Below are 12688 nucleotides of genomic sequence, written 5' to 3'. Positions count from 1 at the left end.
CTACCTGCAACTGACGGATCGCAGCAAGGATGTGGTCAAGTCCGGAGGCGAATGGCTGTCGACCATCGACATCGAGAATATCGTCATGAGCCACCCCGCCGTGTTCATGGCAGCGGCGCTGGGCGTGCCCCATCCGAAATGGGGCGAACGCCCCATCGTGGTGGTCGCCAAGCGCGTAGGGTGCGCTGCGCGCACCGATCAGGGCGAGGTTATCGCGGGGCGCACGGCGCACCCTACGGGGTAGTCCGTTATCGGCATCAAGAAAAAGGCCACCTGAAGGTGGCCTTTGCTGTTTCTGAGGGGTCAATCGCCGCGATATTCGCAGCCGCTGGTGCAGGTCTCGTGGATACGTACGCGCGATAGCTCCGGGAGCAAGGGCTTGACCTGTTGCCAGATCCACTTGGCCAGCACTTCGCTGGTTGGGTTTTCCAGGCCGGCGATGTCGTTCAGGTAGTTATGGTCGAGCTGTTCGTAGATCGGTTTGAAGATTGCCTTGATCTCGGAGAAGTCACGAATCCAGCCGGTATAGGGATCGACTTCACCTTCGATGTAGATGGCAACTCGGAAGGAGTGGCCATGCAGGCGGCCGCATTTGTGGCCTTCCGGTACGTGTGGCAGGCGATGGGCCGCCTCGAAGATGAACTCTTTGAACAATTCCACTGACAGCGCTCGCGTAAATGATTCCGCCTGATTGGCGTCGAGCGGCGCAGTTTATCAGGTCTGGCCCGATTGCCGCCTCATCACGTCGGCCCTATAGATTGAACGACCGGCTCATAACCCCGGTGACTCAAAGGGCTTGCAGGCGTTCTGCCAGGTGGCCGTTTTCGACCAGTTCGAGGAATTCGTCGCCGAGGCGTGTGCTTTCGGCCATGGCCTGGCGCCAGTAGCGTTCACGCCCTTCATCATTGCCCAGGTAGCGCTTGAAGTCGGTTCGATCCGGTAGCTTGCCGTGCGGCAGGCGTGCCAGGTAGTCGCGTGATGGTGCTAGCAGCAGTACGTCCTGCAGACGGGTGCGGTCGCCACGGCGCCAGGGCATGCTCTTGTCGAACCAGCCCGGTATCACCCGGTCGGTGAAGTGCGGATAGAGCACGATGTCTTCGCCGTTGTAGGGCAGGTCGAGGTGGTAGTCGAGCAGGCCGCCGTCGCGATAGGCGCCTGGCTCCAGGCCAGGAATCTCGCGAATCGCCTCCATTACCATGGGAATCGAACCCGACGCGAGCAGGGCGTGGCGCAGGTTTTCCGGCGTCAGTGCATGGAAGTGCGAGCGGAAGTCGCTCAGCTGCGCGAGCGGCGGGACCTGACGTGCATCATGCAGAATCACGCGGTCGAAATGACGGCCAAGGCGCTGGCGGGCCAGGAAGTTGTTTCCGATCACCGAGGACAGGCCGAGGCTGAGTTTGCCGCGATGATCATGTTGCAGCAGGCCATGGCTCTTCACTACGACGATGTGCAGACGATAGTGTGGATTGGCAATGATGGCGGCGTCCTGATCGGCGAGCAGCTCATTGAGCATCTGCCTGCAGCTGCCCGACACCTCAGCCATGCTCACGCCCTTGGCAAAGCGCTGAGAGGTATACAACTCGCCGAGCCGTCGAATACCTGCTGCGGCGTCCGGCAGACAGGCGCTGGCGAAGCGCCAGGAACCGATGGAGGCGCCGATCAGGGCGCGCTCGCGGGGCGCACGAGGCAGCCAGTCCCCAAACAGTGCGAGATCCAGCCCCTGAATACCGATGCCCTTGGGGCCGCCTGCTGCGCCAGGCAGGATGCCGACGTCTGCCGGGCTCAGGCCATTCTGGCGAATGCGCGCCAGGGCTCTGGTACCAGCCTTGATGGTCAGGGCAGGGGATTTGATATGGATCGCGCTCATCGATGCCTCCTTTCGAACAGGCGATTATAGAGCCCTGAATGGGCAGGCCAAGCCACTTCACACGGTGAATGACGCAAGTGAATTCAGCTTGAATTAAGTGCCTGGGCCTACAGTGGCAGTCACTGATTCACTGCTGGAGAACCCCCATGAAACGATTGCTCAGCCTTGCAACACTTGCCACCCTCGTCAGCGCCGCTACCATTGCCCAGGCGCGTGATCTCGGTCCGGACGAGGCGCTGCGTCTGCGTGATGCCGGAACCATCAAGTCTTTCGAACAGCTCAATGAGGCTGCACTCGCTCAGCACCCGGGTGGGAGCATCGAAGAAACTGAGCTGGAAGACGAATACGGCCGCTATATCTATCAGATCGAGCTGCGCGACGCCCAGGGCGTGCAGTGGGACCTGGAGCTGGATGCCAGCACCGGGGAAATTCTCAAGAACCACCAGGACGATTGATGAAGTTTCGTCTTAGCACCGCGCTGTTGCTGGTTCTGGCAAGCGGCTTTGCCAGCGTGCCGGGTATTGCGCGCGATCTCGACCAGGATGAAGCGCTGCGCCTGCGCCGCGAGGGTGTCATCATGCCTTTCGAGCAATTGATGCAGCACATCGGCAATGCCTACCCCGGCTCCACGCTACTTGAGGCGGAGCTGGAAGAGGAGGACGGTGTGCTGGTGTATGAGGTCGAGATACTGACCACCTCGGGCGTGGTACGTGAGCTCGAACTGGATGCCCGCAACGGCAATATTCTGAAGGATGAGGAAGACGACTGATGCGCCTGTTGCTGGTGGAAGACCATGTACCCCTGGCCGATGAACTGAGCGCCAGCCTGGCTCGCCAGGGCTATGCAGTGGACTGGCTGGCTGATGGTCGCGATGCGGCCTATCAGGGCGCCAGCGAGCCTTATGACCTGATCATTCTTGATCTCGGTCTACCAGGCAAACCGGGCCTGGAGGTGCTGCAGGAGTGGCGTGCCGGTGGCCTGGCCACGCCGGTGCTGGTGCTTACCGCGCGTGGCTCCTGGGCCGAGCGTATCGAGGGGCTGAAGGCCGGCGCCGATGACTACCTGACCAAACCCTTCCATCCCGAAGAGTTGGCCTTGCGTATTCAGGCGTTGTTGCGCCGCGCTCATGGCCTGGCCAACCAGCCGCAACTGGAGGCTGCCGGCCTGCAACTGGACGAGAGCTGCCAGTGCGTGACCTCGGGCGGTGAGGCCATCGACCTGACCGCTGCCGAATTCCGCCTACTGCGTTACTTCATGCTGCACCCAGGGCAAATCCTGTCCAAGAGTCATCTCGCCGACCACCTTTACGACGGCGAGACAGAGCGTGATTCCAACGTTATCGAAGTGCACGTCAACCGCTTACGCGGCAAGCTCGGACGCAACGTGATCGAGACCCGCCGTGGGCAGGGCTACCGCTTTACCGGAGAGCAGGGTTGAGGTCCATTCAGCGCCGGCTCGGCATTGGCCTGGCCGCGACGCTGTTGCTGGCCGGACTGGTTCTGGCGCAGGCCAGCCTCTGGGTCTTCGACCGTGGTCTGCGCGCCTATCTGGAGGAAGACCTGCGTGACGAGGCGCAGGGGCTGCTGACGGCGCTGGTGCGAGGGCCGTCTGGCCTGCAACTGGATGAGCGACGTCTCGATCCCTCGTTCCAGCGGCAGTTTTCCGGACATTACTTTCGCATCGACTTTGTCGATGATCGTAGCTGGCGTTCGCGCTCGCTGTGGGATCGTGAACTGCTCAAGCCCAATGGCACGGGCATGCAGGCCGAGCTGGGCGATGGCCCGCAAGGCCAACTGCTGCTGATCTACCGCGCCGACTACCGCCGCTATGGCGAGAATCTGTCGATCAGCGTGGCGCAGGACTACCAGCCAATACTGCAGAGCTTTCGTCGCATGCAGTGGGTCGGACTCGGCCTGGGTGGTGCGGCGCTGCTGCTAATCCTGATCGCCCAGCGCTACACCGTGCACCGCGCATTACGCCCGCTGGAGCAAGTGCGCCGGCAGATCGCGCAGCTGCAGCAGGGCCGGCGTACCGACCTGGATGCCGAGGTGCCCGAGGAGCTGGAGTCGCTGGTGGCACAGATAAACCACCTGTTGGCGCACACGGAAGATACCCTCAAACGCTCGCGCAATGCCCTGGGCAACCTGGGCCATGCGTTGAAAACGCCGCTGGCTGTATTGATTAGCCTGGCTGGTCGCGAGGAGTTGGCCGCGCATCCGGCGTTGCGCGCGAGCATGCGCGAGCAATTGGAGCAGATCGAGCAACGCCTCAGCCGCGAGCTGGGGCGTGCGCGCCTGGCTGGTGAGGTGTTGCCGGGGGCACGCTTCGATTGCGCGCAGGAGTTGCCAGGGCTGTTCGACACCTTGTCGATGATTCATGACCGCGGCCTGAGTCTGGAGTGGCAGGCGCCCCCGGGACTGGTGTTGCCGCGTGACCGTGAAGACTTGCTGGAGTTGCTCGGCAACCTGCTGGACAACGCCTGCAAATGGGCCGACCAGCGCGTGCAGTTGACGGTGGAGGAGAGCGCCGAGGGCTATCGCTTATGTGTCGATGATGACGGCCCCGGCATCGATGCCGAGCGCCGTGAGACCGTGCTGGGCCGCGGTACTCGCCTGGATGAACAGGTGGCGGGGCACGGTCTGGGCCTCGGTATCGTGCGCGACATCATCGAGGCCTGGCATGGCCGTATCGAACTGCAGGACAGCCCACTGGGTGGACTGCAAGTGATGGTCAGCTTGCCACGGCGTTGAGCCAAGGTTAGGCGAGCCATCGCTGGTAGATTACGCGGCGCGATAAGTTCGTTGGCGTTTGCGAACGCTGTGTTCAGCGCCGCTAATCCACCCTACGGATCCCTTACATCCCGTTGGCGAAGGCCGGGTTGTCGAAGCTGATGGCGGCGCGTACCGGCTGCAGGGCGTGGGCGTAACGCACCAGCACGTCGAGCGCGTAATCGATGCGGGAGCGGATTCGTTCATCGGCCTCGTCCACCGCCTGTGGACCGTTCAACACCTTCTCGACCTGACGTACGATCAAGTGCTCCGGCAGATAGCACAGGCGGCAGTTCTTGTAACTGGAGGCGCGCAGTTCGCCGATCGGATAGGCACCACCGATGCCGGAGGACACACCCACCAGCAGGCCCGGCTTGTGCGCCAGTTCGGCCTTGCTGGCGTAGATGAAGAAGTTCTTGATCGCCGGGCAAGCCATGCCATTCCACTCCGGCGCAATGATCACCACCGCGTCGGCGGCGGCCAGTTGCTGTTGGAACATGCCCCAGGGGCCGGCATCTTCAGCGGGCCACAGCGGCAGCGGGGCCAGGCCCAGATCGATGATGCTGCTGGTGTCCTGGGTGGTTTGACCCATCTCGATCAGGCGCTGACGCAGTACGCGAGCGACCTTTCCCGATTGGCTGTTGTTGCGGCTGGAACCGGCGACCAAGGCGATATTGAGCATGTTGCTTCCCCAAAAAAGAACGCAGGCTAGGCGATTGCCGGCCTGCACTGCAAGGGAAGCGCCGCCAGATCGAGGATGATTTGGCGTCATTCTCATATCTGGCTTGCTTGGGTTTTCAGTGCGCGTGGCGCACCCTACCTGACGTCACACGCGGAACTGGTCCATCAGGCTCTGCTGATGATTGGCCAGGCGGTTGAGGTTCTGGCTCACCTGCGCTGACTCATCGGCCTGCGCGGTGATGGCCTCGGTGACGTCGCGGATCGAGGCGACGTTGCGGTTGATCTCTTCGGCTACCGAGCTCTGTTCCTCCGCCGCGCTGGCGATCTGCAGGTTCATGTCGGTAATGGTGCTGACCGCCTGGCTGATGCGCTGCAGCGCAGCCACGGCCTGCTGCACCTGCTCGACGCTGCCCTGTGCCTGGCGATGGCTGCTGTGCATGGTGCTGACCACCTCGCGCGTGCCGCTCTGCAGGCCTTCGATCACCTGGCGGATTTCCTCGACCGAATCCTGGGTGCGTTTGGCCAGGTTGCGCACCTCGTCGGCGACCACGGCAAAACCGCGACCGGCTTCACCGGCGCGCGCGGCCTCGATGGCGGCGTTGAGGGCGAGCAGGTTGGTCTGCTCGGCAATCGAGCGGATCACTTCCAGCACCGAGCCGATCTGCTCGCTGCTGCTGGCCAGGCCCTCGACCTCCTGCATGGCCACGTTCATTTCATTGGCCAGCAGGTCGATGGTGCTGGTGGTGCGATCGATCACCTGCAGGCCTTCTCGGCTGGCCTGGTCGGCGTTGCGCGCAGCTTCTGCGGCCTGCGCGGCGTTGTGGGCAACATCCTGGGCGGTAGCGCTCATTTCCTGGAAGGCGGTCGCCACCTGGTCGATCTCGCGGTACTGCTGCTGCATGCCGGTGCTGGTCTGGCTGGCGATGGCCGCCGACTGATCGGCCGTGCTACGGGCGTCGATCACACTGTTCTTCACGTCGGCGATGATCGGCTGCAGTTTGTCTAGGAAGCGGTTGAACCAGCTGGCCAGCTCGCCTAGTTCATCCTGCCGGGCGTATTGCAGACGGCGGGTCAGGTCGCCTTCACCGCTGGCGATATCCTTGAGCCTGGCGGCAACTCCAAGAATCGGCCGCGTTACGCCGCGTGCCGTTAGCCACATCAGCAGCAGACCGGCGATCACCGCGACAAGACCAATCAGCAGGGCGACCAGGCTGTCACTGGCACGGTTGGCATCGAGCTGTGCGCCCAGCTTGATGGCACGTTCGAGCAGCACTTGCTGTGGGACTTCGAGCAGCACCGACCAGGGCTTTGACTCGGGAATGGGTTTGAACGGGCTGATCTCGCGGAGCATGTCACCGTGGCGCAATTCGGCATCGCTGCCGCTCTGGATCAGGCTGCGCAGTTCGCTAGCGTTTTCGGGAAAGGCACGTTCGACAGGCAGGCTCAACAGGCTGCCGTCGCGGCTATTGCCCGCCAGCAGTGCGCTGGGGCTGAAGATACTGATATGGCCCTGGCCGTCGTACAGCTCGCGATTGGCCTCCTGGCTAATCTGCTGAAGGCTGGCCAGGCTGATATCGACGCCCATCACGCCGATGATCTTGCCGTCGAGTTCCAGTGGGAAGGCGATGCTGGTCATTAGCGTCTTCTGCTCGCCGACCTCGTCGTAATAAGGCTCCAGTACGCAGGGCTGACGGGTCTCGCGCGGGCAGGTGTACCAGGTGTTGTAGGCCATGCCGTTGTCACCCGGCGTGGTGTCGCCGAGTATTTCTTCAGTCATAGCCTCGGCTTCCAGCTTGCCGACCGTGGGCTGTGCCCAGTAAAGCGCGAAGCGCCCTGCGTTATTGCTGCCCAGGTCGGGTTGATCGGCGAACAGCTCATCCTTGCCATCTAGCGCGTTGGGTTCGAACACCAGGTACAAACCGAGCAGGGCGGGGTTGGCTTCCAGGCTGCTGCGCACCTGGCGGGTCAGGTCTTCGCGCAGGTCGAAGGCATCGAGGAAGCGCTTCTCAGCCTGCTCACGCAGAAACAGGATCTGCCGGGAAAATCCTTTGCCGTACTGGTAGGCGTCCATGAAGTAGCGCTGGATACGGATTGCCTGTAGCTCGCCACGAGCTTTCAGGCGCAGCTTGGCGCTTTCCTCCAGCATGCCGGAGCTGGCCTCGCGCACCAGGCTGGCGCTGCGGCTGGACTGATACTGCGACGCGCCTACCAGCAGGGTGACGATCGCAAGCAGGCACAGGCCGGCGAGCAGGGTGATCTTCCATTGGATTGAAAGACGGCTGAACAGCATGGTGTGTTCCTTTCTGCATGGACTAACAGGGTTATCGGTGTGCGGCTCGTATTCTTGATCGACACGGCGTTTGATCGAAATTATGCACGTTTCGATTTTAATAATGAACGGATACGCGTTTTGACAGATATAGCCTGCATACGGCAGAGTACGCGGCTTTTTGCGCTGAGCAGGTGGAGAGCTTTATGAACGCTGTAATCGCTGCGGTCGGCATCATGCTGGTCCTTAGCCTCTGTCGCGTACACGTGGTCGTGGCGCTGATCATTGGTGCGCTGGCCGGTGGCCTGCTGGGTGGGCTGGGCGTCGAGGGCACGCTGAAGGCGTTCAACCAGGGGCTTGGTGGCGGGGCGACGGTTGCCTTGTCTTACGCGCTGCTAGGCGCTTTCGCCGTGGCCATCGCCAAGTCGGGCCTGGCTCATGCCCTGGCGGACAAGGCGCTGGCGTTGGTCGGCAAGCAGCAGGAAGGCGCAGGTGGTGCGCTGAAGTGGCTGCTGATCGGGCTGCTGTTGGCTGTGGCGATCTCTTCACAGAACCTGCTGCCGATCCACATCGCCTTCATTCCTCTGCTGGTACCGCCGCTGCTCTATGTGCTGAGCAAGTTGCAGCTCGACCGCCGCTTGATCGCCTGCGTGCTGACGTTCGGCCTGATCACGCCGTACATGTTCTTGCCGGTCGGTTTTGGCGGCATCTTCCTCAACGAGATCCTGCTGGCCAACGTGGCCAAGTCAGGTGTCGACGTCACGGGTATCAGCATCACCCAGGCCATGGCGATTCCGGCGCTGGGCATGCTCTTCGGTCTGCTTGTGGCGGTGCTGTTCAGCTATCGCGGCAAGCGCACCTATGATCTGGAAAAGGTCGCGCAGGCCGAGCGTGTGGACGTGCAGTACAACCCGTTGAGCCTGCTGGTGGCGGGGCTGGCCATCGCCGCGGCGTTCGTCGTGCAGCTGTGGTTGGACTCGATGATCATCGGCGCGCTGGTCGGCTTCGTGATTTTCTCGGTGTCCGGCGTGGTGCGCTGGAAGGAAGCGGACGGTCTGTTCACAGAAGGCATGAAGATGATGGCCATGATCGGCTTCATCATGATCGCCGCCGCCGGTTTTGCCGAGGTGATGAAGACCACTGGTGAGGTCAAGACGCTGGTTGACAGTTCGGCAGCCTTGATCGGCCACAACAAGGCCGTTGGCGCGTTGCTGATGCTGCTGGTCGGGTTGCTGGTGACCATGGGTATCGGCTCGTCCTTCTCGACCATCCCGATCATCGCAGCGATCTTCGTGCCGTTGGGCGTGCAACTGGGTTTCAGCCCGCTGGCTATCGTCTGCATCGTCGGCACTGCCGGTGCCCTGGGCGACGCCGGTTCACCCGCTTCGGACTCGACGCTGGGGCCAACTTCGGGGTTGAACGCCGATGGCCAGCACAATCATATCTGGGATAGCGTGGTGCCCACCTTCCTGCACTACAACCTGCCGCTGCTGGCGTTCGGTTGGGCTGCCGCTATGCTGCTGTAAAGGCGTGAACAGACGCCGGATTAAGTTCTCGGCGCCTTGGGTCGCTTAATTCTTCCACGGGGTTGCCGATACATCGGTAGCCCCGTTTTTGGTTTCGCACACAAGGACAATAAGAATGCGCCTGACACTGAAAGCCAAGGTAATACTGCTTGCGCTGGTTCCCGTCATCCTCTTCGCGCTGGTGCTCAGCGGCACTGCGGCAAGGGTACTGCAAAGCCTCGCGGCCGATGAGGTGGCCGAAACCCGCGAGCGCCTGCTGCAAGAGAAACGCAGCGAGCTGGAGCACTACATCCAGATCGCCCTTGGCTCCGTAAAGGGGTCTACGATGGTGCCGCGCAAGGCGATATGGCCAGTCGCGAACAGGCCATCGCCATCCTCTCGAAGATCAAGTACGGCGCCGACGGCTACTTCTTCGGCCACGACTCCAACGTGGTGTGCCTGTTCCGTGGCGACAGCCCGGTGGATGTCGGCAAGAGCCTGGCCGGCCGGCGCGACCCGAACGGTGTGTACATCAACCGTGAGTTGGTCAACGTGGCGAAGAACAACACCTACTTCGTCAACTACTCCTCGCCGCTGCCGGGTAACGAATCGGTAATGGTGCCCAAGCTCGCCTACAGCTACTACCTACCCAAATGGGACATGGCCCTTGGCACCGCGCTCAACCTCGACGGTATCGAAGCGCAGATCGCCGAAGTACAGGCCGAGATCGACCGCCGCATCGGCACCATCATCACCAGCATCATGGTAGTGGCGGCGATCCTTCTGCTGGTGTTTGGAGTGATAGGTGTGTGGCTGAGCAACGCCTTCCTGCGTCCGTTGCAGCAGATCAAGGCCAATCTCGACGATATCGCTGCAGGGGAGGGTGATCTGACCCGCCGCCTGCCGATCACCAGTGAGGACGAGTTGGGCCAGTTGGCCGGGTCCTTCAACCGGTTTGTCGAGAAGGTGCATGGCCTGGTGCGGCAGATCGTCGAAATGACCGGGCGGCTCACCGAGCTGGTGGGCCAGGTTTCCGAGCAGGCGCAGCGCTCCGAGCAGGCCATGGGGCAGCAGCGCCATGAAACCGATCAGGTGGCCACGGCAATCAACGAAATGTCCGCCGCTGCTCACGAAGTCGCCAAGAGCGCGCAGAACGCCGCCGAAGCCGCGCAACAGACCGACCGCGAAGGGCAGGCAGCCAAGAGTGTGGTCGATGGCAGCATCCAGCGAATTCACTCGCTGGTGGAAGATATCCGCAGCAGCGGCGTGTCGCTCGATAGCTTGCAGCAGGATGTGCAGTCCATCGTCAGCGTGCTCGACGTGATTCGCTCCATCGCCGAGCAGACCAACCTGCTGGCGCTCAACGCGGCCATCGAGGCTGCGCGTGCCGGTGAAGCCGGGCGCGGTTTTGCCGTGGTCGCCGACGAGGTGCGCGCCCTGGCCAGCCGCACCCAGCAGAGCACCCAGGAAATCCAGGGCATGATCGACCGCCTGCAGCAGGGCACCCAGCAGTCAGTGACCTCGATGCGCCGTTCCAGCGATGCCGGTGAGCTGACCAGCGAGCAGGCCAACAAGGCCGGCGAATCGCTCGACGCCATCGCCCAGCTGATCGCCACCATCAATGCGATGAACGCGCAGATTGCCAGCGCCGCCGAGGAGCAGACGGCAGTGGCCGAGGAGATCAATCGCAGCGTGCATCAGATAGCCGTTGCCGTGGACAGCGTCGCCGATGAAACCGAGCGTGGCGCGCAGACTGCGCGCAGCCTGGCTGGCCTGGGTGATCGCCTTGGGGCGCTGGTGCGTCAGTTCCGCATCTGAGTCAGAGCGGGAAGCTCCAGCGACTGAATGCGTCGCTGAGCAACTCGATCCAGGCGCGGACAGCAGGCGACATGCCGCGCCTGTGGGTATAGGCCAACTGAACATAGCCCTCAGGCACCGTCCAGTGCGGCAGCAAAGACACTAGGCTGCCATCGGCCAGTTCCTCATGGCAGTAGGTGGTGGGTAGCAGGGTAATGCCCACACCGGCCAGTGCCGCCGACTTGCGCATGGGAAAGTCGTCGACGGCCAGGCGTGGTTCCAGGGCGATCTCACGAGCCTCCTGCGTCGTGTTGTGATGAAAGCGCAGATGAATGCGCCGGTCGGCTCCAATAGCGCCTAGCGCTGGCAACTGCTGCAGGTCTTCCGGCTGCTCCAGGCGCAGCCCGGCGACCAGATTCGGGCATGCCACCACACAGGCATGGGCGGGGATGAGGCGGCGAGTGATCAGGCCGGTTCTTCATCATCGACACTGCGTACGCGCAGGGCGACGTCCACCGCCTCATTGAGCAGATCGATACGGCGGCTGGTTTGCACGACCTCCAGCTGCACCCCGGGATAGCGCTTCAGAAAATCATTGATCAGATCGGGTAGCAGGGCCAAGCCCGGGGGCGTGGAGAAGCGTACCCGGCCACGCGGCTCGCTGGTCAGGTTGGTGACGGTTTCCTCGGCCTGTTCCGCTTCCAGCAACATCGCCTGGCAATGGCGCAGGTAGCGTTCGCCGATATCGGTCAGCGCCAGCTTGCGTGTCGAGCGTTGCAGCAAGCGCGCGCCCAGGCGCAGCTCCAGCTCGGCGATGCGCCGCGACAGGCGCGATTTGGGAATGCCCAGGGCTCGCCCGGCCGCGGCGAAACCACCGGCTTCCACTACCTTGGCGAAGTAGAACAGATCATTGAGGTCATGCATGTAATCGTCCTATCAGTGGGACGAACTATCGCATTTTTGCCGTCTTATCGGCTATTGGTTACATCGGTAGCCTCTGTACAATCGCGTCACCACGTCGCGTAGCACTCTGGAGAGCACCTATGAAACTACTGCACCTCGATTCCAGCATCCTCGGCGATGCTTCCGCTTCCCGTCAGCTCAGCCGTTCTGTGGTCGAGGCCTGGAGCGCTGTCACTGCAGATGTTCAGGTGACCTATCGCGACCTGGCCAGTGATGCGATCAGCCACCTCTCCGCTGCCAGCCTGGTAGCCGCCGGCACTCCGGCCGAGCTGCGTGACGCCGCGCAGAAACACGAGGCCGAACTGGCCGAGCGCACCCTGGAAGAGTTCCTGGCTGCCGATGCCATCGTCATCGGTGCGCCGATGTACAACTTCAGCGTTCCCAGTCAGCTGAAGGCCTGGATCGACCGTATCGCCGTCGCCGGCAAGAGCTTCAAGTACACTGAGAATGGCCCGGTAGGGCTGGCAGGTGGCAAGACCGTGGTGATCGCCTCTAGCGCCGGTGGTATTCATGCCGGCCAGCCGTCTGGCCAGGCGCATGAGGACTACCTGGTTCGCGTGCTGAATTTCCTCGGCATCGACGACATCGAGATCGTTCGCGCCGAAGGCCTGGCCTACGGCGAAGAGCCGCGCGCCGAAGCCATGAAAGGTGCTGCGCAGCGTATCTCCGAGTTGTTCGCTACTGCCTGAGCAGAGCGCTGAAACAACAAAGCCCCCGAAACAGACTTTGTGAAAACCTAGCAGTCTGAGTGCAAGGTGAAGACAATGCCTCTATCGGTCGATAGGGGCATTGTCGTTTATGGGCTATATCCAAGGTGAAGATCGGCAACAAAGCAGCC

The 12688-nt window shown here is 62.3% G+C and carries 10 protein-coding genes and 5 pseudogenes; 9 read left to right on the top strand and 6 right to left on the bottom strand.

The genetic code is table 11. The features are described 5' to 3' along the window. The coding region (locus tag ACNFCJ_RS23320) for an AMP-binding enzyme (protein ID WP_416773802.1) at positions 1 to 244 on the top strand (244 nt) is incomplete at its 5' end. Between the two features lie 59 nt (positions 245 to 303). Here the strand turns inward: ACNFCJ_RS23320 and queD are convergent. Further along, on the bottom strand, positions 304 to 660 hold the full coding sequence (gene queD, locus ACNFCJ_RS23315) for a 6-carboxytetrahydropterin synthase QueD (protein WP_106732475.1): 357 nt from the start codon (positions 658 to 660) through the stop codon (positions 304 to 306). Positions 661 to 787: 127 nt separating this feature from the next. Beyond that, positions 788 to 1867, bottom strand: a complete 1080-nt coding sequence (locus tag ACNFCJ_RS23310) for a patatin-like phospholipase family protein (protein WP_416773801.1) — start codon at positions 1865 to 1867, stop codon at positions 788 to 790. 146 nt (positions 1868 to 2013) lie between these two features. On the opposite strand from ACNFCJ_RS23310, the gene ACNFCJ_RS23305 reads away from it, so the two are divergent. Genes ACNFCJ_RS23305 through ACNFCJ_RS23290 form a run of 4 tightly spaced genes read left to right on the top strand, consistent with a single transcriptional unit; the run spans position 2014 to position 4617 of the window. After that, positions 2014 to 2322: a PepSY domain-containing protein gene (locus ACNFCJ_RS23305; RefSeq protein ID WP_099526821.1), complete on the top strand. Its 309-nt coding sequence runs from the start codon at positions 2014 to 2016 to the stop codon at positions 2320 to 2322. Further along, entirely contained in the window at positions 2322 to 2636 is a 315-nt protein-coding gene (locus tag ACNFCJ_RS23300) for a PepSY domain-containing protein (protein WP_416773800.1), read from the top strand. The genes ACNFCJ_RS23305 and ACNFCJ_RS23300 overlap by 1 nt, the downstream gene beginning before the upstream one ends. Next, positions 2636 to 3304, top strand: coding sequence for a response regulator transcription factor (locus ACNFCJ_RS23295; RefSeq protein ID WP_416773799.1), 669 nt, complete (start codon positions 2636 to 2638; stop codon positions 3302 to 3304). The genes ACNFCJ_RS23300 and ACNFCJ_RS23295 overlap by 1 nt, the downstream gene beginning before the upstream one ends. Next, positions 3301 to 4617 carry an ATP-binding protein gene (locus ACNFCJ_RS23290; protein WP_416773798.1) on the top strand — a complete coding sequence of 439 codons (1317 nt, stop codon included), beginning with the start codon at positions 3301 to 3303 and terminating at the stop codon, positions 4615 to 4617. Before ACNFCJ_RS23295 ends, ACNFCJ_RS23290 begins: the two co-directional genes overlap by 4 nt. 103 nt (positions 4618 to 4720) lie before the next feature. Here ACNFCJ_RS23290 and ACNFCJ_RS23285 read toward each other — a convergent pair whose 3' ends face one another. The 3 genes and pseudogenes from ACNFCJ_RS23285 to ACNFCJ_RS23275 all read right to left on the bottom strand — a co-directional run. Beyond that, positions 4721 to 5317 (bottom strand): NADPH-dependent FMN reductase, encoded by a 597-nt coding sequence (locus ACNFCJ_RS23285; RefSeq protein WP_179592258.1) that lies wholly within the window; start codon positions 5315 to 5317, stop codon positions 4721 to 4723. Positions 5318 to 5461: 144 nt separating this feature from the next. Then, positions 5462 to 5974 (bottom strand): annotated as a pseudogene (locus ACNFCJ_RS23280) (methyl-accepting chemotaxis protein); the annotation flags it as partial. Positions 5975 to 6367: 393 nt separating this feature from the next. Continuing rightward, positions 6368 to 7387 (bottom strand): annotated as a pseudogene (locus ACNFCJ_RS23275) (chemotaxis protein); the annotation flags it as partial. A gap of 404 nt (positions 7388 to 7791) precedes the next feature. On the opposite strand from ACNFCJ_RS23275, the gene ACNFCJ_RS23270 reads away from it, so the two are divergent. The 3 genes and pseudogenes from ACNFCJ_RS23270 to ACNFCJ_RS23260 form a co-directional block, all read left to right on the top strand. Further along, positions 7792 to 9111, top strand: coding sequence for a Na+/H+ antiporter family protein (locus tag ACNFCJ_RS23270; protein ID WP_143503961.1), 1320 nt, complete (start codon positions 7792 to 7794; stop codon positions 9109 to 9111). A gap of 345 nt (positions 9112 to 9456) precedes the next feature. Next, positions 9457 to 9750, top strand: a pseudogene (locus ACNFCJ_RS23265) (cache domain-containing protein); the annotation flags it as partial. Between the two features lie 159 nt (positions 9751 to 9909). Then, positions 9910 to 10908 (top strand): annotated as a pseudogene (locus tag ACNFCJ_RS23260) (methyl-accepting chemotaxis protein); the annotation flags it as partial. A gap of 1 nt (position 10909) precedes the next feature. Here the strand turns inward: ACNFCJ_RS23260 and ACNFCJ_RS23255 are convergent. After that, positions 10910 to 11811, bottom strand: a pseudogene (locus ACNFCJ_RS23255) (LysR substrate-binding domain-containing protein). Positions 11812 to 11930: 119 nt separating this feature from the next. Between ACNFCJ_RS23255 and ACNFCJ_RS23250 the strand changes: the two are divergent. Further along, positions 11931 to 12539: an FMN-dependent NADH-azoreductase gene (locus ACNFCJ_RS23250; protein ID WP_416773797.1), complete on the top strand. Its 609-nt coding sequence runs from the start codon at positions 11931 to 11933 to the stop codon at positions 12537 to 12539. The last annotated feature ends 149 nt before the right edge of the window (positions 12540 to 12688 follow it).

Source organism: Pseudomonas sp. NY15364 (genome assembly GCF_048068235.1).
GTDB classification, from domain to species: Bacteria; Pseudomonadota; Gammaproteobacteria; order Pseudomonadales; family Pseudomonadaceae; genus Aquipseudomonas; species Aquipseudomonas mendocina_D.
The sequence above is the reverse complement of the archived record's forward strand: the minus strand, read 5'-3'. Positions and strand labels throughout refer to the sequence as shown.